Origin of the sequence: Terrabacter sp. LjRoot27 (assembly GCF_964254175.1) — a bacterium.
Classification (GTDB): Bacteria; Actinomycetota; Actinomycetes; order Actinomycetales; family Dermatophilaceae; genus Terrabacter.
The window spans coordinates 3,983,263-4,001,782 of sequence record NZ_CAXUSS020000001.1 but is presented as its reverse complement, the minus strand read 5'-3'; the positions used below and the strand labels follow the sequence as shown (position 1 = coordinate 4,001,782).

The 18,520-nt window shown below is 71.2% G+C and carries 15 protein-coding genes and 1 tRNA gene; 8 read left to right on the top strand and 8 right to left on the bottom strand.

The genetic code is table 11. The annotated features are described in order from the left end of the window. The first annotated feature begins 282 nt into the window (after nt 1–282). From ACSQ2D_RS18435 to pntB, 3 genes are all read left to right on the top strand, one after another. Complete coding sequence (locus tag ACSQ2D_RS18435) at nt 283–1,191, top strand: helix-turn-helix domain-containing protein (protein WP_435987366.1); 909 nt, start codon at nt 283–285, stop codon at nt 1,189–1,191. Nucleotides 1,192–1,378: 187 nt separating this feature from the next. After that, complete coding sequence (locus tag ACSQ2D_RS18430; protein ID WP_435987365.1) at nt 1,379–2,944, top strand: Re/Si-specific NAD(P)(+) transhydrogenase subunit alpha; 1,566 nt, start codon at nt 1,379–1,381, stop codon at nt 2,942–2,944. Nucleotides 2,945–2,950: 6 nt separating this feature from the next. Next, nucleotides 2,951–4,339, top strand: a complete 1,389-nt coding sequence (gene pntB, locus ACSQ2D_RS18425) for a Re/Si-specific NAD(P)(+) transhydrogenase subunit beta (protein WP_435987364.1) — start codon at nt 2,951–2,953, stop codon at nt 4,337–4,339. A 132-nt stretch (nt 4,340–4,471) separates the two neighbouring features. Here pntB and ACSQ2D_RS18420 read toward each other — a convergent pair whose 3' ends face one another. The 4 genes from ACSQ2D_RS18420 to ACSQ2D_RS18405 form a co-directional block, all read right to left on the bottom strand. Further along, complete coding sequence (locus tag ACSQ2D_RS18420; RefSeq protein WP_435987363.1) at nt 4,472–5,398, bottom strand: type IV toxin-antitoxin system AbiEi family antitoxin domain-containing protein; 927 nt, start codon at nt 5,396–5,398, stop codon at nt 4,472–4,474. 162 nt (nt 5,399–5,560) lie between these two features. Then, nucleotides 5,561–7,057: an APC family permease gene (locus ACSQ2D_RS18415; protein WP_435987362.1), complete on the bottom strand. Its 1,497-nt coding sequence runs from the start codon at nt 7,055–7,057 to the stop codon at nt 5,561–5,563. A 177-nt stretch (nt 7,058–7,234) separates the two neighbouring features. After that, the gene (locus ACSQ2D_RS18410) at nt 7,235–8,035 is read right to left on the bottom strand and encodes a PH domain-containing protein (protein WP_435987361.1); all 801 of its coding nucleotides are present in this window, start codon (nt 8,033–8,035) and stop codon (nt 7,235–7,237) included. Nucleotides 8,036–8,053: 18 nt separating this feature from the next. Beyond that, on the bottom strand, nt 8,054–8,224 hold the full coding sequence (locus ACSQ2D_RS18405; protein ID WP_435987360.1) for a hypothetical protein: 171 nt from the start codon (nt 8,222–8,224) through the stop codon (nt 8,054–8,056). 150 nt (nt 8,225–8,374) lie between these two features. On the opposite strand from ACSQ2D_RS18405, the gene ACSQ2D_RS18400 reads away from it, so the two are divergent. Continuing rightward, on the top strand, nt 8,375–9,364 hold the full coding sequence (locus ACSQ2D_RS18400) for a small ribosomal subunit Rsm22 family protein (protein ID WP_435987359.1): 990 nt from the start codon (nt 8,375–8,377) through the stop codon (nt 9,362–9,364). Nucleotides 9,365–9,395: 31 nt separating this feature from the next. Here the strand turns inward: ACSQ2D_RS18400 and upp are convergent, their stop codons facing one another. After that, entirely contained in the window at nt 9,396–10,034 is a 639-nt protein-coding gene (gene upp, locus ACSQ2D_RS18395; RefSeq protein WP_020143911.1) for a uracil phosphoribosyltransferase, read from the bottom strand. 17 nt (nt 10,035–10,051) lie between these two features. Here upp and ACSQ2D_RS18390 point away from each other — a divergent pair, with 17 nt between their 5' ends. Beyond that, nucleotides 10,052–10,558 (top strand): nucleoside deaminase, encoded by a 507-nt coding sequence (locus tag ACSQ2D_RS18390; protein ID WP_435987358.1) that lies wholly within the window; start codon nt 10,052–10,054, stop codon nt 10,556–10,558. A 31-nt stretch (nt 10,559–10,589) separates the two neighbouring features. Here ACSQ2D_RS18390 and ACSQ2D_RS18385 read toward each other — a convergent pair whose 3' ends face one another. Next, on the bottom strand, nt 10,590–11,981 hold the full coding sequence (locus ACSQ2D_RS18385) for an RNA polymerase sigma factor (RefSeq protein ID WP_435987357.1): 1,392 nt from the start codon (nt 11,979–11,981) through the stop codon (nt 10,590–10,592). Nucleotides 11,982–12,139: 158 nt separating this feature from the next. On the opposite strand from ACSQ2D_RS18385, the gene ACSQ2D_RS18380 reads away from it, so the two are divergent. Beyond that, nucleotides 12,140–12,229: transfer RNA gene (locus ACSQ2D_RS18380), tRNA-Ser, on the top strand. A gap of 286 nt (nt 12,230–12,515) precedes the next feature. After that, the gene (locus tag ACSQ2D_RS18375) at nt 12,516–15,290 is read left to right on the top strand and encodes a BTAD domain-containing putative transcriptional regulator (RefSeq protein WP_435987356.1); all 2,775 of its coding nucleotides are present in this window, start codon (nt 12,516–12,518) and stop codon (nt 15,288–15,290) included. A gap of 78 nt (nt 15,291–15,368) precedes the next feature. Here ACSQ2D_RS18375 and ACSQ2D_RS18370 read toward each other — a convergent pair whose 3' ends face one another. Next, entirely contained in the window at nt 15,369–15,932 is a 564-nt protein-coding gene (locus ACSQ2D_RS18370) for a hypothetical protein (protein ID WP_435987355.1), read from the bottom strand. Between the two features lie 82 nt (nt 15,933–16,014). Further along, on the bottom strand, nt 16,015–17,331 hold the full coding sequence (locus tag ACSQ2D_RS18365) for a peptidase inhibitor family I36 protein (protein WP_435987354.1): 1,317 nt from the start codon (nt 17,329–17,331) through the stop codon (nt 16,015–16,017). A gap of 208 nt (nt 17,332–17,539) precedes the next feature. Between ACSQ2D_RS18365 and ACSQ2D_RS18360 the strand changes: the two genes are divergently transcribed. After that, on the top strand, nt 17,540–18,412 hold the full coding sequence (locus tag ACSQ2D_RS18360; RefSeq protein WP_435987353.1) for a peptidase inhibitor family I36 protein: 873 nt from the start codon (nt 17,540–17,542) through the stop codon (nt 18,410–18,412). The last annotated feature ends 108 nt before the right edge of the window (nt 18,413–18,520 follow it).

Here is an 18,520-nt window from a genome sequence, read left to right as displayed (position 1 = left end):
CCGCTGTCGTTCTTGACGGGAACTTGCCGGAACGGTATTGACGTGCGGGTAGGCCCAACAAGCACCATGAGACCCCTGTCATTGATACGATCTTGCGAGCGGCCTGGTGCTGGACTCGACATTCCGGACAGCGGCCCGCACGATGTGGGGACACGGCGGTCCCACCCGGCGAGGGGAGCGAAGATTTCGTATCGATCCGGCCAGTCTTCTGATGGCGACTCCCGCACGACCGACGGCGACTCGGTGCGTTCCGTACAGGCGGGCCAGATACTGGGGCAGCCAGTGCGTCGCGAGTACATCCCGCACCACCCCCAGGCCTCGGCGCGGGTGCTGACGCACGACTTCCCGAGCGAGATCTGCGGTTGGGGCTTCCATCCCGAGTACGAGATCCACCTCATCACCAAGACGCGTGGCAGCTTCATCGCCGGTGACCACATCGGCACCTTCGCGCCGGGTCACGTCAGCCTGATCGGTCCCAACCTGCCGCACGACTGGGTCAGCGACCTCGCCGAGGGGCAGGTGGCGGTCGACCGGGACGCGGTCATCCAGTTCAGCGACGAGTGGATCCATGCGGCGATGGAGCACCTGCCCGAGCTGGCCGAGGTGACCGAGGTGCTCCAGCGCTCGACCCGCGGCATCGTCTTCTCCGGTGCGACGGCCTGGCGGGCTGCCGAGACGATCCTCGCCTGCGTGCACAGCCAGGGCGTCGAGCAGCTCGGCCACCTCTTCAAGCTCCTGGCGCTCTTCGCGCACGCCCCGCCCGAGGAGTACGACCTCGTGGCGAGCGAGTGGATGGGGCGGCCGACCGATGCCGCGTCGCGCGACGCCGGCGAGGCCGGGCTCAGCTACATCTTCGACAACCTCACGGGTGACATCCGCCTGTCGACGGCGGCACGACTCGCGTACATGTCGGAGCCGACGTTCTCGAAGTACTTCAAGACGGCGACCGGCATGACGTTCTCGAGCATGGTCAAGAAGCTGCGGATCGCCTACGCCCGACGGCTCCTCGACACGACCGAGCACTCCGTGGCGCAGGTCGCCGAGATGAGTGGCTACCACAATATGGCCAACTTCAACCGACAGTTCCTCGCCGAGGTGGGGACGACGCCGAGCGCCTACCGCCGGCTGGAGTCGGACCAGAAGCCGCCGCCCGAGGTGTTCAGCCTGGGCCGGCGGGCGCCCTCGCACTGACCGACCCGGGCCCACCGGGGCCAGGGGAACGCCCGCCCCGGAGCCGGTGGCTGCCCACGATCAGAGACGTTCGGGTCGGGTCGCGTGTCATTTGTGTGACGTGCCCGGCAGACCTGCCGTTACCCGGGGGTCGTGCTCTAGGTTCGTGAACCAGTGCCCACCAGCCCTCCGCGCGAAGGAGCCCAGCGTGCAGATCGGTGTCCCCCGTGAGACCCGCGCCCGCGAGACACGTGTCGCAGCGACGCCCAAGACCGTCGAACAGCTCGTCGGACTCGGCTACGACGTCGCCGTCGAGAGCGGGGCGGGGGAGCGGGCGAGCTTCTCCGACGAGGCGTATGCCGCCGCGGGCGCTCGCGTGGTCACGGCCGAGGAGGCGTGGGGCTCGCCGATCGTGCACAAGGTCAACGCGCCCTCCGACGACGAGATCGCCCGCCTGCGAGCGGGCACGGTCCTCGTCTCGCTCCTCGCGCCGGCCATCAGCCCTGACCTCGTCGAGAGGCTGCGCGCCGCGGGCGTCACCGCGATGGCGATGGACGCCGTCCCCCGCATCAGCCGGGCCCAGTCGCTCGACGTCCTGTCGTCGATGGCCAACATCGCCGGCTACCGCGCCGTCGTCGAGGCCGCCCACGAGTTCGGCTCCTTCTTCACCGGCCAGGTCACGGCGGCCGGCAAGGTGCCGCCCGCCAAGGTGCTCGTGGCCGGTGCCGGCGTGGCGGGCCTCGCCGCGATCGGCACGGCGCGCTCCCTCGGGGCGATCGTCCGTGCGACCGACGCCCGGGCCGAGGTGGCCGAGCAGGTCGAGTCGATGGGCGCCGACTTCCTCGCCGTGCAGATGCCCGAGGTCGACGCCGCTGCGGCGTCGAGCGACGGCTACGCCAAGGAGATGGGCGAGGAGTACAACCGGCGGGCCGCCGAGCTGTATGCCGAACAGGCGCCTGACGTCGACATCATCGTGACGACGGCGCTCATCCCCGGGCGTCCCGCGCCGCGGCTCATCACCGGCGAGATGGTGGCCTCGATGAAGCCCGGCTCGGTCATCGTCGACATGGCGGCGGCCAACGGCGGCAACGTCGAGGGCGCGGTCGCCGACGAGATGGTCGTCACCGACAACGGCGTGACGATCATCGGCTACACCGACCTCGCGGCCCGGCTGCCCACGCAGGCGTCGCAGCTCTACGGCACGAACCTCGTCAACCTCATGAAGCTCCTGACGCCGGGCAAGGACGGTCAGCTCGTCCTCGACTTCGACGACGTCGTCCAGCGCAACATGACGGTCGCCCGCGACGGCGAGCTGCTCTGGCCCCCACCCGCCATCCAGGTGAGCGCGGCCCCGGTCGCGCAGACGGCATCCGGCACGAAGGTCGTGAAAGAGCCTGAGCCACCGAAGGACCCACGGCGCAGGTATGCCGGGATGGCGATCGGCGCCGTCGTCTTCGCCGCGGTCGCGGCCGTCTCGCCGCCGAGCTTCCTCGGGCACTTCACGGTCTTCGCGCTCGCCGTCGTCATCGGCTACTACGTCATCGGCAACGTCCACCACGCGCTGCACACGCCGCTCATGTCGGTCACCAACGCGATCAGCGGCATCATCGTCGTCGGTGCGCTGCTCCAGCTCGGCTCGGCCGGGTCGGTGGGCGGCACGAAGGGCGTCGTGATCATGGTGCTCGGCTTCGTGGCCGCGCTCCTGGCGAGCATCAACATCTTCGGTGGCTTCACCGTGACCCGCCGCATGCTGACGATGTTCCGGAAGGGCTGACCGCACATGGACATCGCACTCATCCAGGCGGCATACATCGTCGCGGCGCTGCTCTTCATCATGTCGCTCGCGGGCCTCTCGAGGCACGAGACCGCCCGCGACGGCAACGTCCTCGGCATGGTCGGCATGGGTATCGCCCTCGTCGCCACGCTCTGGCTCTCACTGCGCGGTGCGGCCTGGTCGGCCTGGCTGCTCATCGGCGTCGCGATGGTCATCGGTGCGGCGATCGGCATCGCCCGGGCACGCAAGGTCGAGATGACCGGCATGCCCGAGCTCATCGCGATGCTGCACTCGTTCGTCGGGGCCGCGGCGGTGCTCGTCGGCATCAACACGTTCATCGCGACGTCCGACCTCGTCGGCGTCGAGGGTGAGGCCGTCCACCTCGTCGAGATCTTCCTCGGCGTCTTCATCGGAGCCGTGACGTTCACGGGCTCGATCGTCGCGTTCCTCAAGCTGTCGGCGCGCATCTCGAGCAAGCCGCTGATGCTGCCGGCCCGCCACTGGCTCAACCTCGCTGCGCTCGTCGTGTCGGCCGGGCTGCTCGTGTGGTTCGTGGCCGCGCACTCGATCGTGCCTCTCCTCGTCATGACGGCGATCGCTCTCGCGTTCGGCTGGCACCTCGTCGCCTCGATCGGTGGCGGCGACATGCCCGTCGTCGTGTCGATGCTCAACAGCTACTCGGGCTGGGCCGCCGCCGCTGCGGGCTTCATGCTCGGCAACGACCTGCTCATCGTCACCGGGGCGCTCGTCGGCTCGTCGGGTGCCTACCTCTCGTACATCATGTGCAAGGCCATGAACCGGTCGTTCGTCTCGGTCATCGCCGGCGGGTTCGGCTCCGACGGGGCCGTGTCCAACTCCGACGTCGACTACGGCGACCACCGCGAGACGAACGCGGCCGAGGTCGCCGACCTGCTCAAGAACGCGTCGACGGTCGTCATCACCCCCGGCTACGGCATGGCGGTCGCGCAGGCGCAGTACCCCGTGGCCGACCTCACGTCGAAGCTGCGCGAGCGGGGCGTCGACGTCCGCTTCGGCATCCACCCGGTCGCCGGTCGTCTGCCGGGCCACATGAACGTCCTGCTCGCCGAGGCCAAGGTGCCCTACGACATCGTCCTCGAGATGGACGAGGTCAACGACGACTTCCCCGACACCGACGTCGTGCTCGTCATCGGCGCCAACGACACCGTCAACCCGGCCGCCGCGGAGGACCCGACGTCGCCGATCGCCGGGATGCCGGTCCTGCAGGTGTGGAACGCCAAGGACGTCGTCGTCTTCAAGCGCTCGATGAACGCCGGCTACGCGGGGGTCCAGAACCCGCTCTTCTTCCGCGACAACTCCGCGATGCTCTTCGGCGACGCCAAGGAGCGCGTCGAGGACATCATCAAGGCCCTCTGACCGACCGAGTGCCCCCAGCCTGACCGACTGCCTCCAGCCTGACCGACTGCCTCCAGCCTGACCGAGTGCCTTGGTATGCCGTGTCGTTCGGTCAGTCGCGGGGCAGTCGAGCGCGCGTGGAGCAGTCACCGATCAGGCGCTGCGGGGTCGACGGACGTCGCGCCGGGTTGAGCGCGCGACCGCGGCCTGCAGCAGGGTCCGGACGCGCTCCGGGTGTGACAGGTCAGCCCACACCAGGCGGACGACCTCGTAGCCGAGCGAGCGGATGCGGTCCTCGCGCTGCTTCTCGGCGAAGAGCACGTCGCGGCCCTCGTACTTGACCTTGCCGTCGAACTCCACGACGACTCGGGTGCCCTCGACGAGGAAGTCGACGCGGTCCGGCCACCCGCTCGCGGTCAGCTGCTCCGTGTCGGGCACCTCGTACTGCGGGACGAGCCGATACCCGAGCTGGTGCAGGAGCCATGCCGTGAGGGTCTCGCCCGGAGACTCGTGCAGGGGCTCGATGCGGGGCGCCACCGCACGCGCGGCCACGATCCCACGGTGCCCGTCGAGCAGGGCCAGGGCGTCGTCGACCTGCGCGCGAGTGGCGGTTCGCGACCTCATCGCGGCGTCGCCGGCGACGAGGAGGGCTCGGCGGCTGCGCAGCCCCGTCTGGGCGATCGCAAGAGCCGGCGTCACGGGGCGTTCAGGGTCGAGTGCGTGGGCCGTCGGGCACTGGTGCAGCCGCACCCACCGACCGAGGTGTGCCGGGATGCCGGGCTCGGTCCACGTGAGGTCGACGCGAGAGGTGACCGGACGGAAGGTCGGCAGGCCGAGGGCGAGCAGGGCCGCGTCGTGGCTGAGTACGGCGCGCCCCGCATACTCCTGAGCGGCGGCAGCAACGCGCACACGCCAGAGCTCGTGGTCGTCGGCCGGCCGTCCCGGCGCGTACCAACCAGGCCGGAGGCGCGTGCACTCGCCGGCCCGCAGCAGACGACGGAGCGCTGCCGCGTCGAGCCCGAAGCGTGAGGCGGTGGCGCTGGAGAAGACGCCGTCGCGGGCGATGGTGGACAGGTCCATCGGTCCATCGTGGCCTCGGAGCCCCGGGCCGTGCAGCAGGCCTGTGGACACCCGCCTGTTCGCTGCCCGCCGACCGCGCGACTGCCCTCACATGGGACGACTCCCACGGCATGCCGTGGGAGTCGTCCGAAGAGAGAGCAGTCGAGGCTGCCCGGGGTGCGGTCAGCGTTCGCTGAGGACCTCGGGGGCCTCGCGGCTGCCTTCCTCCTCGCCCGTCGCCAGCTTGCTGTGCTGGCGCGAGTAGAGGAAGTAGATGAGGAAGCCGAGCGCCATCCACACGATGAACCGGATCCACGTCTCGACCGAGAGGTTGAGCACGAGGTAGAAGCAGGCGGCCGCGGACAGCCACGGCACGACCGGGTTGCCGGGGACCTTGAACGAGCGCTTGAGGTCCGGGCGACGCTTGCGCAGGATCGGCACGGCGAGCGAGACGAGCATGAAGGCCGTCAGCGTGCCGATGTTGACCATCTCCTCGAGCTTGCCGATGGGGGTCAGCGAGGCGATGAGGGCGACGACCGTGCCGATGATGAGCGTCAGCTTGACCGGGGTGCCGGTCCGGTCGTTCGTGCGGCCCAGGCTCGGCGGGATGAGGTGGTCACGGCTCATCGCGAACGTCACGCGGGTGGCGCCGATGATGAGGGTCATGACGACCGTGGTGAGGCCGGCGACGGCGCCGGCAGAGATGAGGGTCGCGAAGCCGTCCTTGCCGACGTTCTTGAAGGCGGTGGCGAGGGCCGCGTCGGGGTCGATGTCCTTGTAGTTCTGCATGCCCGTGATGACGAGCGTCACGGCGACGTAGAGCACGGTGCAGATGGCGAGCGAGCCGAGGATGCCGCGGGGGAGGTCGCGCTGCGGGTTCTTCGCCTCCTCCGCCGTGGTCGCGACGACGTCGAAGCCGATGTAGGCGAAGAAGACGATGGCCGCCCCGGCCATGATGCCCATGATGCCGAACGTGGCGGGTGTCATCCCGGTGATGACCTGCAGCAGCGGGGTCGTCAGACCCTCGGCGGCCTTGCCCGGCTGCGACGGCGGGATGAACGGCGACCAGTTGTCCCGGTTGATGAACTGGATGCCCGCGAAGATCACGAAGAGCACGATGAAGAGCTTGACGCCGACGAGCACGAGGTTGACGCGCAGGGACTCCTTGATGCCCTTGGCGATGAGCAGCGTCAGGGCGGCGATGAGCAGGAAGGCCGGCAGGTCGACGTGCGACCCCGGCCCGACCGACTCTGGCCAGGTCACTCCCAGCTGCTCGAGGAAGGTGACGAAGTACTGCGACCACCCCTGGGCGACCACGCTCGCGCCGAGCATGAGCTCGAGGAGCAGGTCCCAGCCGATGATCCACGCGACGAGCTCGCCGAGCGTCGCGTACGAGAAGGTGTAGGCCGATCCGGAGACGGGGACCGTCGACGCGAACTCGGCGTAGCAGAGCGCGGCGAGGCCGCAGACGATCGCACCGATGACGAACGACAGCGCGATGGACGGACCGGCGTAGTCCTTGGCGGCTCTGCCGGTCAGCGTGAAGATGCCGGCGCCGATGATGACACCGATGCCGAAGACCGTGAGGTCAAGGGCGCTGAGTGTCCTCTTCAGCTTGTGGTCGGCCTCTTCGGACGAGGCCATCGAGGCCTCGACCGACTTGGTGCGGAACACGCTCATGCTGGCCTCCGAGCGGTCGGTGACGGGCGGATCATCACAAACTAGCGGGGAGCGCGACCGCCTGCGAGTCCTGCCCGGGCGTCGTCGGCCGCGCGCCGCGGGGGGTGCCGCGGCTACCCAGTGGTACCCGCCCGGGCACCATCTGTGTCACCCGGCGCTACAGCTCGATGACGGCAGTCAGTCGTCGGAGCGCGGCCAGATCGGCCCGGTGTCGGCGCCGCGGCGGCGGCGCTTGAGGTCGTCGCTCTCGTAGACGGTCTCGGGCCGGTCGGACGGCCGCTGGATCGGGACGGCCCGGGAGTAGGAGTCGAGGCGGTCCTGGATCGGGTTGTGGGTGCGGTGCACGTCGGGGTAGGTAGAGCCCCCGCCGGGGACGATCGGGCTCACGGGCGGTACCGGACCGCCGGGCTGCCCTGTGTCATCAGGGAACTCGCCGTCGATCTCCTCGAAGTCCTCGTCACCGGGGGGTGGGACGATGTGGAAGATCTCGGCGCAGATGTCGCGGTAGGTCTGGTCGGGGTTGGGCACCCACTTGACCTCGCGGAGCGCCTGGTCCTGGCCGGCGCTCTCGAGGACGAACTTGCCGTAGCCGAGGAACTGGCCGGGGATGGAGCGGACGTAGCTCATGTCGGTGACCTTGAGCAGCGGCATCATCGCGACCTTGTGGGAGATGAGGCCGTAACGCAGGAGCAGCCGCTTGTCGGTGGCCACGAACCAGTTGTGGCTCCAGTCGAGCAGGCACCAGAGGAGACGGGCGAGCAGCCCGAAGAAGAGCCACCAGAAGATGGTGCCGAGCGCCTGGGTGGCCTTGGTGACGTTGGAGTCGATCCACACCGCGGCGGTGAGCCCGAGGAGCATCGTCGCGACGGGCTCGGCGAGCTTGCCCCAGTGCGCGCGCACCGCGGTGACCAGTCTCTCGCCCGGGAGCAGGATCGGCGCCAGTCCCGCCGGCACCTCCGTGCTCCTCATCAAGGCCATGGGCTCAGTGTGCTCGCATCATCGGTTGAGCAGGGACCCGAAGAACTCGAGGATCGCGTTGAAGCCGTCGACGAGGACACCCCAGATGTTGCTGACGATGTCGGCAGCCTTGTCGGGGGACGTGAACACGGCGTAGACGAAGAACGCGAGCACGATGATCAGGATGATCTTCTTGGCCTTGGGGCCCATGGTGTGTCGCTCCTTGGAGGGAAGGTGCTGGCGCTGCCCTGACAGCCCCACGGCACAGGGGTGGGACCAGTGTGCCGTACGTGGCTGGTGGGGTGCGGCATCGGAGCCCGCGTGTCGGCTTGACCTGCGGGCCGCCGCTATCCTCCACGAGTGTCGCGAACGCCAGCGTATGCCGCCGAGCTGCGTGCCGCTCTGAGCCGCGCCGTGCGTCGGGTCGACGAGCGCGAGCTGACCCGGGCGACCGAGGCGCTCGTGTCGCGCTACCGGTCCGTGGCCCCCGCGTCGGCTCCGATCCTCGCGTCGAGGGTGCACGTGGCGGCCTATGCCGCCTACCGGATGCCGGCCACGCACGCGGCGCTGTCGCGGGTCCTCGCCGACGTCGCGGCTCGTGGTCTGGCGCCCCGGTCGCTGCTCGACCTCGGCGGCGGGACCGGCGCCGCGGCGTGGGCGGCGGCAGGTGCGTTCGAGTCGCTGGAGTCGGTCACGGTGCTCGACCAGGTCGAGGACGCCCTGGCCCTCGGGCGCGAGCTCGTCGACGACGCGTCGTCGCCCGCACTGAGGGGCGCGACGTTCCGGCGGGCCGTCGCCGGCGCGTGGCCCGCGGTGGAGGCGGATCTCGTCACGGTCTCGTACGTGCTGAGCGAGCTCGACGAGGCCCAGCAGGACGCGCTCGTCGCGGATGCGATGCGTCGGGGCCGTGCCGTCGTCGTCGCCGAGCCGGGGACGCCCGACGGTTACGCACGGGTGCTCCGCGTCCGAGCAGCCCTGCTCGCGGCCGGCTGGACACTCCTGGGCCCGTGTCCACACTCCGCGGAATGCCCTCTCGCACATGGTGACTGGTGCCACTTCGCAGCCCGCGTGAGCCGCTCCGCGGAGCACCGTCGTCTCAAGGGGGCTGAGCTGTCCTACGAGGACGAGAAGTACTCGTGGGTCGCCGCTGCCGCGCCCGGGGTCCTCGAACCCCCGCGAGCAGAGGAGCGTTCGGGCCGCATCCTCCGGCATCCTCTGAAGCGCAAGGGATTCGTCGAGTTCCAGGTCTGCCGGCCCGACGGGACCGCCGGGCGCGAGGTCGTGTCGAAGAAGGCGGGGGAGCGCTATCGCAGGGCGCGCGACGCCGAGTGGGGCGACGCGCTGCCCTGACCCCGCGGCATACGCAGGGAGCGCGGTGGGCTCAGACGACGCCGTAGAGGCGGTCGCCGGCGTCACCGAGACCGGGGACGATGTAGCCCTTCTCGTTGAGCTTCTCGTCGATGGTGCCGAGCACGACCTTGACAGGGATGTCGCTGTCGGCGAGCTCGTCCTCGAGGTGCTGGATGCCCTCGGGGGCGGCGAGCAGGCAGACGGCCGTGATGTCGCGGGCGCCCTTGGCCGTGAGGTAGTCGATCGCCATGACGAGCGTGCCACCGGTGGCGAGCATCGGGTCGAGGATGAAGACCTGCCGCCCGGTGAGGTCGTCGGGCAGGCGGTTCGCGTAGGTCGAGACCTCGAGGGTTTCCTCGTTGCGGATCATGCCGAGGAAGCCGACCTCGGCACTCGGGAGGAGCTTGACCATGCCGTCGAGCATGCCGAGACCGGCGCGCAGGATCGGGACGATGATCGGCTTGGGGTTGGAGAGCTTGATGCCGGTGGTCGGCGCGACCGGCGTCTCGATCTCGAACGGCTCGACACGGACGTCGCGCGTGGCCTCGTAGGCGAGCAGCGTGACGAGCTCCTCGGCGAGGCGCCGGAAGGTCGGGCTGTCGGTCCGCTTGTCGCGCAGGTAGGTCAGCTTGTGGGCGATGAGCGGGTGGTCTGCGACATGGACGTCCATGGGTGGAAACTTATCGCGTGGCGAAGAGATCCGAGACCCCCGGCAAGAGCTCCGTCCCGGCGCCGGAGACGTATGCCGCCTGGGTCGGTCAGGCGCTCGACCTCGCGGCGGCGACCGCCGGCTCGCAGGACGTGCCCGTCGGCGCGCTCGTCGTCGACCCCGAGGGTGGGGTGGTCGGACGCGGCCGCAACGTGCGCGAGGAGCTGGGTGACCCGACGGGGCACGCCGAGGTCGTCGCCCTGCGAGAGGCTGCGCAGGCGATGGGCTCGTGGCGGCTGGACGGCTGCACGCTCGTCGTGACGCTCGAGCCGTGCGTCATGTGTGCCGGCGCGGCGATGGCGGCGCGGGTGGAGCGGGTCGTCTTCGGCGCCTGGGACCCCAAGGCAGGGGCGTGCGGATCGGTCTGGGACCTGACGCGCGACCCGCTCGCGACGCACACGGTGGACGTCGTCGGGGGCGTCCGGGCGGAGGAGTCGGCGGCCCTGCTCGTCGACTTCTTCGAGGGCCGCCGGCTGGGCGACTGACCCGGGCACGGTCATACGCTGTCGCCGCCCGTCACCCGTTCGGCGGCCACCTCCTGAGTTGCGAGATCGCGAGACCGGGGGACGTGGCGAGGGGTGCCGAGCCGAACGACGCCGGGTCCCCGACGCTGTCGGGACTGCCCCAGCGCACCGTCCACGATCGCCCTCGGTCCGACGAGACGGCGACCTGGGAGAAGCCCGACCGGGTCGAGGCCCAGATCGCGACCCGCCCACCCGGCCAGCTCGTGGCGTTGGGTGAGTCGCCCTCTCCCCTGGGGACGGTGAGCCGCACGTCGACGGTCGAGAAGGTCCCGTCGGCCTGCTGGATGAAGACACGGGTGGCGCCCGTGGCCTCCACGGTCTGGACGCCCAGCCAGCCCGAGGACGTCTGCTGGTCCCAGCCGATGTCGGCGGCGGCGGGGAGGTCGAGCAGGCGGACGGTGCCGTGGAGGTCGACGAGGCAGGGGCCCGAGCCGCACTGGGTGAAGACCTGGCCCGGTCGCGGCCTCACCCCGGGCTCGACCTCGAACGGCTTCGGCTCGGTCATCGTCGGCGACAGGAGGGCGTGGCCGTCCGAGCCCCAGGCCGGGAGCACGGCGAAGGTCCCGTCGAAGGCCGGTCGCACCACCTCCTGGTCGCCCAGCCGTCGGACGATGCGATGACCCCGGCCGTCCACCACCTCGACCGCCCGGGCGATGTCGTCGCCCTCGCACGCGGGGTACTGGTTCGGCTCCGCTGGTCGACACCGCTCCCACACCGTCGCCCGACGGTCTGCCGCCTGCGGCGACTGCACGACGTAGGCCTTCGTCGCGGCCGGGTGGCCGACGACCTGTTCGGGTCCGGGTGGCCACGGCTGCGACACGCTGGGAGAGGGCACCGGTGCGTCAGTCGTCGGGATGAGGGGCGGTGAGCTCCACGTGCCGGTCCACCCGCTGCTCGCAACGGCTCCGGGCGAGGACGCGGCCGTCCCCGCCGGCGCGCTCGAGTTCGACCAGGGGGAGAGGCCGGCCACGGCGACGACCGCGGTCACGGCGAGCGCCGTCCCGGCTGCGCCGAGGGCCGCGCGCCGGACGAGGTCCGCACGGTGCGCGCGTCGGGCGCGCGCCAGGCTGCCGGCGAGCGAGGGCCGCTCGAAGTGGGCCGCCGCCGGGGTGGCCGGGAGCCCGTCGAGGTCGTCGTGCCGGAACGAGCGACGGACGACCTGGTTGCGTGCCGTGACGCGGAGCCAGTCGTGGGCGCGACCGACCTCGGCGAAGTCCGGCATCGCGGCCGCGCGCCGGAAGGCCTCGTCGACGGCGGCCTCGGCCGTGCCGGTGCTGCCGCTGAGGGCGGTCAGCTCGGCGACGAGGTCGGCGTAGTGGCGGTCGAAGGCCTCGCGGAGAGCGAGGGACTCGGAGGTCGGCCTCGCCGGCGTCGTGCCTGCCATGGTCATCGCCTCCCACGGTTCGTCTCGCCTCGTGCGTGCACCTCCGATCGTCCTCCGGGAGGCCCGCGCCACGGGGCGGATTCGTGATGTCAGCGGCAGCGCCTCGGCCGTGCCGGCCGATTTCTTCGAGGGCCGGAGGCTCGGGTATGGTCTCTCCCGGTGGCGTGTCCGAGCGGCCTAAGGAGCACGCCTCGAAAGCGTGTGTGGGGGTAACTCCACCGTGGGTTCAAATCCCACCGCCACCGCCAGACGTAGAAGGACCCGACAGCGCTTCATCGTCGGGTCCTTCTTCGTCTGACAGGACGCCGCGGAGCACGCGAGGGGGCGACCCGGCCTGCGCGAGGAGTCGTGTGGCGGTGGGCCGACCGCTCGATGGCAGCTGGGTGGGGGTCGCCGCCGACGCTCTCCGGTGGCGCCCGCGCCGGATCCCGCTAGCGTTTTCCCCGGAAGGGGACGGCACCGATGCGCATCAGGATTCTCGGACCGCTGGCCGTGTCTGACGGCACCAGCTGGACACCGGTCACGACCGGCCGCATGAGCGCCGTGCTGGAGTGCCTCATCGCTCGCGCGCCGCACGTCGTGACCGTCCCCGGGATCATCGACGAGGTGTGGGGCGAGAGTCCCACGAGCTCGGCACCGACCCAGGTCTACGGCTACGTCCGGGGGCTGCGGACCCGACTCGGCGACACCCACGGTGCCCTCATCCGCACCTGTGGGGACGGCTACCGGCTCGTGACGGGTCCCGGCGACGTCGACGCGGCGCTCTTCGGCGCCCGTGTCGACGAGGGCCTGGCCGCCTTCCGCGCCGGGTCGCACGACGAGGCCGCGGCCGCGCTGGACTCGGCCCTCGCGCTGTGGCGGGGCGAGCCGCTGCCGGGCGCGACCGGCGAGCAGGCGCGGATGCTCGCCGACCGCCTCACCGGTCGCTGGATGACCGCCACGGAGTGCCGGCTGCAGATCGAGATCGACGCCGGGCGCCACGAGGCCGTCGTCGAGCACGTCCAGGACCTCGTCGCCCGGCACCCGCTGCGCGAGCACCTCCGGCGTCAGCTGCTCGTCTCCCTCTACCGGAGCGGGCGCCTCGCCGAGGCGCTCCACGAGTACGACAGGCTGCGCCGCACCCTCGCCGAGGAGCTGGGCACCGACCCCAGCGCGGAGACCCAAGCCGTCCACCAGCAGATCCTCGCCGGGACCCTGCCCCCGGGCACGGCTGCCCACCGGGTCGGCCCGCGTGCCACCGCCCGAGCCGAGAGCCCGATCGATGACGACCAGAAGGAGCTGCCCATCCGGCAGCTGCCACCGGGGATCCCCGACTTCACCGGACGCGCGCGGGAGGTCGAGGAGATGCTCGACCTCTTCTCCGCGACCGACGTCGACGCGCCCACGGTCGTCGTCGTCCACGGCGCGCCGGGCACGGGAAAGTCGACCCTGGCGCTGCACGTGGCCCGCCGGGTGCGCGATCGCTTCCCCGACGCGCAGTTCCACCTCGACCTGGCCGGGACCGCGACCCAGCCTCGCGACCCCGCCGAGCTGCTCGCGGCGATGCTGCACGCCCTCGGGCAGCTCGGCCGGCCCCTGCCCGACACCGTGGAGGCGCGCGCGGCGCTCATGCGCTCGCACCTCGGCGAGCGGCGGACGCTCGTCGTGCTCGACGACGCCGCGAGCGCCCAGCAGGTGCAGGCACTCCTGCCGCCGCACGGCCACTCCGCGGTCATCGTCACGAGCCGCCACCTCCTCACCGACCTCCCGGGCGCGCACCACGTCCACCTCGGCCTGCTCGACCCACGGGACGCCGAGGAGATGATGTGCCGGATCGTCGGAGGGGCCCGCACCGCGCTCGAGCCGCACGAGTCCCGCACGATCGTCGAGCTGTGCGGCTACCTGCCACTGTCGATCCGCATCGCGAGCGGCAAGCTGCTGGGCCGGCCCACCTGGCCGCTCAAGGCCATGCGCCAGCGCCTCGCGGACGAGTCCCGTCGGCTCGCCGAGCTCAGCCTCGGCGACCTCGACGTCCGTGCCAGCGTCGACCTGTCGCTGCGGTCCCTGCCCGACGACGTCGTGCGCGGCCACGACCTGCTCGGCCTGCTCGGCTCCTGCGACCAGCCCGGCTGGGTGCTGAGCGCCCTGCTCGGCCAGCCTGCGCAGGACGACGTCATGGAACGGCTCGTCGACGCGAACCTCGTCCAGCTCGTGTCCTACGACTCGGTCGGGCAGCCCCGCTACCGGATGCACGACCTGCTCCGGTCCTATGCGAGGCAGCGCGCCACGGCTCGCGGCGAGGACGTCTGCCGCGCGGCCGTGCGTCGACTGCTGAGCGGGTGGACCGCCCTCGTCGACGAGGCCCGCAGCGCAAGACCGCCCAGCCTGTTCGACCCCTTCCTCGAGCCGCTGGCCGGGGCAGGCGACGCGTGGCGACTCCCGGTCTCCGAGGCCCGCGGTCTCGTCGAGGACACCCCGGCATGGCTGCTCGCCGAACGGCGTGCCCTCCTCGACGCCCTCGGCCTGGCGCGGGACTGGGGACTCGGCGAGGAGTCCCACGACCTCGCCACGTCGCTGAGCCCGCTCTACGACGAGCAGGCCCTCTACGACGACTGGACGGCGTCCCACGAGGTCGCGCTGGCCTGTGAGGGTCACAGCCCCCTCGCCCGAGCCTCCCTGTGGCGCGGCCTGGCCCAGTCGCTGATCTACTCCGACGAGCTGACGCGGGCACGCCAGCACCTGCAGCGGGCCCTCGACCTCTTCCGACAAGAGGGTCACGACCTCGGGGCCGCCCTCACCCTCGCCGGGCTGGCGACGGTGCACCGTCACCAGGGCAGGCTCGACCTCGCCGAGGGCTGCCTGCGCGCTGCCCTGCCGACGGTCCTCGAGTCGGGTGACGCCCCCAAGGAGGCGCTGCTGCGCGGGTCGCTGGGGCGCATCCTCGTCGCGCAGAACCGGCTCGAGGAGGCACGGCCGTGGTTCGCGGCGGCCCTGCGGCTCGCCCGCGCGATCGGCGACGTCCACCGGGAGGGAGTCGTCCTGCGCGACCTCGGCGAGCTGCACCATCGTCTGGGCCAGACGGGCGAGGCGCTGCGAGACCTCGAGCACGCCCTCGCCACCTTCACCGAGCTGCGGGACGAGCGGTGCATCGCCTACACCCTGCTCCAGCTCGGCCGGATCCATGTCGACCTCCTCGACCGCGACCGCGCCACCACGACCCTGGTCCGCGCGGCGCGCATCTTCCGCCGCAACCACGTCGCGACGAGCGAGCAGCTGTGCCAGGCGTTGCTCCACCAGGCCGCGGACCTGACCACCGTCCCGGTCGCCTGACGACCCCCGGCGCCGGAGGGTGCGCCGCGTGCGTGTGCCGCACGTGACGCACCCCGTGGCCGGGTGGGTGGGCACCGGTCAGAGGAAGGCGCCGGTGGCTGCGTCGAACCGGTGTGGCCGACCGGCCGCGTCGACGAGACGCAGGACGACGCCGTGGGCCGAGACGATCCGCAGCGGACCGGTGGCGGGCAGGTCGACCGTGTCGCGCGAGACGACCTGCTGCTGTCCGTCGAACGTGCCCACCAGGACCCGGCCCCGGGTGACGTCCTCGCCCGAGCGCCCGGCCCAGACGGCCAGCGTGCCCGGACCTCCCTGCCCCACCCAGCGGTTCGTGCCGACGAACTCCGAGGCGCGGGCGGGTGCCTCCGGGTCCTCGAAGATGCCCGTCGGCCAGGCAGCCGCCACCTTGGCGCCGTCGTCGGCGGACGGCATACCGGCCGGGGCATCGGCCAGCAGCTCCCCGTCCGCCGCGACCTCCGCCACCGCCGCGACCTCCGCGTGGACCGTCCGGTCGGCGACCGACGCGGAGCCGGCAACCGCGGCCCACCCGCCCACGACGACCAGTCCCAGCGTCACGGCCAGTGCCGCGCCGACGGCCGTGCGCCGCACCGCGACCGGACGGGACGTCGCGGTGCGTCCCACCAGAGGTCCTCTCGTGGCGTCCATCGACGTCCTCGTCCCAGCGCTCGTCACAGGTCTCGTCACAGGTCCCGTCACGGCCCGGTCACTGCCAGTAGATGTTCGTCGGGTTGCCGGGGTTCGTCGCCGTGCGGCTGTCCGAGTCCACCTGGTCGTCGAGCTGGGACCACGACGAGGACGGCGAGTTGTCCGTGCCGGGGCAGCCGCCGGACTGCGCGCACGCACCCGCCTGGGACATCACTCCGGGGAAGGTGAGCTTGAAGCCCTTGTTGACGACGGAGTAGAGCGAGAGGTACTTCCACTGCTTGGCCTGCGTGCCCGTCGGCGTGTAGATCTCCGGGAGCGGCCGAGCGGCGCCCTGGGTGGAGACGTACCAGATCGTGTACGCGTTGAGCCCGGCGTTGCAGCTGCCGTCCGTCGGGATGGACGAGCTCGGGCAGCCGTCGGCGCTGCCGTAGTTCACGAGGGGTCGGGCGCCGGCGACACTGTTGTAGCCGTCGACCCAGCTGCGGGCCTTGGCGTGCGCGGTCGAGTCGGCGCCCCAGGCCTCGAAGTCGTTGGCGCCCCAGACGGTCGCCTGCGGGAAGGCGGCCAAGCCGGCATCGGCGTCGAGCGCAGCCTGCGCCATGACCTTGCCGGCGGCCGACGAGATGGTGCCCGACGAGTTGTTCGTGCCGAGGCCGATCCGCAGCAGTGACGACGTGTCGGCCCCGACGCAGCTGTCGTAGCCCTTGCCCATCGCCACCGCGAGGGCGCCCGCGGAGGCGGGGGTGCGGTCGGTGCCGCTGAAGTAGGACAGCCGCCAGACGCCGTCGGCGTCGTGGTTGAGCCGGCCGAAGTCGAGCACGACGATCCTCGTCTGGGTGCCGGCCTGCGCCTCGTCGGCGTTGCCCATGGCACAGCCCTTGGCGTTGGCCCACGCCGTGTCCTGGTTGGAGACGTAGTAGCTGGGCGCCGACGACGGGACCGGTGTGCCTGAGACGAAGCGGTGTGAGGCGTTCTGGTTCTTCAGGGCCGAGCTGAGGTTGACCTTGGCTCCGGCGGCGATCTCCTGGACAGCGCCGCCGTAGTCGGAGTTGTAGAAGACCTGCACCTTGTCGCTGCTGCGGTTCCACACGGACGCGGCGTTGTTCTTGATGCACTGGCCGTAGCCCGCCAGGCCCGAGGTCTTGAAGTCGTAGCAGCCCGGCTGGTCGGTGCCGTAGTCGGCGACGGACGAGGTGAAGTCGGAGACGGAGCCCGCGTGGTCGCTGTTGTAGTAGTAGCAGAACTCGCCGGTCTCGCAGACGCCGTTGCGGTCGGCGGCGTGCGCGGGGGTGGCGCCGGCGAGCGCGGTCAGTCCGCTGATCGCCAACGCGAGGGCGGCTCCGGCCGAGCCGAGGCGTCCGGGGTGCTGTGGCATGTCTCCTCCGAGCTGTGCAGTGGGGTGCGCGCCCTGGTGGGCCGGCACCCTGACAGCCTCCGGGGCCCGTCTAAGCCCGGCCTACATCGGGCAACCCTGGCCGCCGCGGGATGCGGTGTAGGTCGGATGTAGGAGCCCGCTGGACGCTGCTCGTCGTACGTCAGGCATGCGTCAGGGAGATCCTGCGCCATCACAAGGGGAAGAGTGCATGACCACGACAACACGTCCCGCCAGGGCCGCCGGCGCGGTGCTGGCCCTGCTGTGCAGCGTCGTCGCGACGCTGCTCACGGCATCGCCCGCCCAGGCCGCGACCGCCCGCAACGGCGTCTGCGAGTCGGGCGAGTTCTGCTTCTACTACAACAGCGGCAACGTCGGCTCGATCTCCGACCACGCCGCGACCGACCTCGGTGACTACGGCACCGACCCGGCCAGCTGCTACACGTTCCGCACCTCGGGTCGCAACGGCTACGGGCAGTGCATCAAGAACAACGCGGCCTCGGTGTGGAACCGCACCGGCAAGGCCGTCCGGGTCCACTACAACTCCGACTTCGGCGGCACCTACCAGCAGTTCGCCGCCGGCGCCGAGGCCGACCTCAACGCCACGCTGAAGAACAACAACGCGTCCCACGACGTGGAGGCGTTCGTCTCGGCCGAGTCCTGCAAGAACAGCTTCGGCAACCCGCGGTCGTGCTCGGCGGCCGTCACGTGGGCCATCGGCATGGACGGCAAGTACGACTCGGCCCTCAACGACGCCTCGACGTACTCGGGCCTCTGCGACCGGTTCGTCGCCAACGCGTACGGCTGGAGCCACAGCGGGTCGACGACGGCCTACAACCACTGGACCCAGATCCCGTCCACGTACCGCCACGGCGGTGACCGCAGCGTCCCGGCCGGAGGCCTCGCGTTCTTCAGCAACGGCGGAGCCGGCCACGTGATGATCTCCATCGGTGGTGGCTACTTCATGTCCAACGACATCGACGTCAACGGGCGCATCGACAAGACCACCATCGCCACCATCGAGAACCGGTGGGGCCAGAACTACCTCGGCTGGGCGCAGCCGTACTTCATGGCCAACCACTGACCGGACCAGACGTGACCCGTCGGGTCACCGAGGCAGGGGCGTGCCCGGACCGGGCACGCCCCTTCGCCACCCGGCACCCACGTATGCTGTCCGCACCGGTCACGGCGG

Excerpts from the sequence above, each read along its gene's own strand:
- ACSQ2D_RS18360 (WP_435987353.1), top strand. The coding sequence starts at position 17,540 with ATGACCACGACAACACGTCCCGCCAGGGCCGCCGGCGCGGTGCTGGCC.
- ACSQ2D_RS18415 (WP_435987362.1), bottom strand. The coding sequence starts at position 7,057 with ATGAGCGTGTTCCGCACCAAGTCGGTCGAGGCCTCGATGGCCTCGTCC.
- ACSQ2D_RS18365 (WP_435987354.1), bottom strand. The coding sequence starts at position 17,331 with ATGCCACAGCACCCCGGACGCCTCGGCTCGGCCGGAGCCGCCCTCGCG.
- ACSQ2D_RS18410 (WP_435987361.1), bottom strand. The coding sequence starts at position 8,035 with ATGGCCTTGATGAGGAGCACGGAGGTGCCGGCGGGACTGGCGCCGATC.
- ACSQ2D_RS18405 (WP_435987360.1), bottom strand. The coding sequence starts at position 8,224 with ATGGGCCCCAAGGCCAAGAAGATCATCCTGATCATCGTGCTCGCGTTC.
- upp (WP_020143911.1), bottom strand. The coding sequence starts at position 10,034 with ATGGACGTCCATGTCGCAGACCACCCGCTCATCGCCCACAAGCTGACC.
- ACSQ2D_RS18385 (WP_435987357.1), bottom strand. The coding sequence starts at position 11,981 with ATGGCAGGCACGACGCCGGCGAGGCCGACCTCCGAGTCCCTCGCTCTC.
- ACSQ2D_RS18420 (WP_435987363.1), bottom strand. The coding sequence starts at position 5,398 with ATGGACCTGTCCACCATCGCCCGCGACGGCGTCTTCTCCAGCGCCACC.
- pntB (WP_435987364.1), top strand. The coding sequence starts at position 2,951 with ATGGACATCGCACTCATCCAGGCGGCATACATCGTCGCGGCGCTGCTC.
- ACSQ2D_RS18375 (WP_435987356.1), top strand. The coding sequence starts at position 12,516 with ATGAGCGCCGTGCTGGAGTGCCTCATCGCTCGCGCGCCGCACGTCGTG.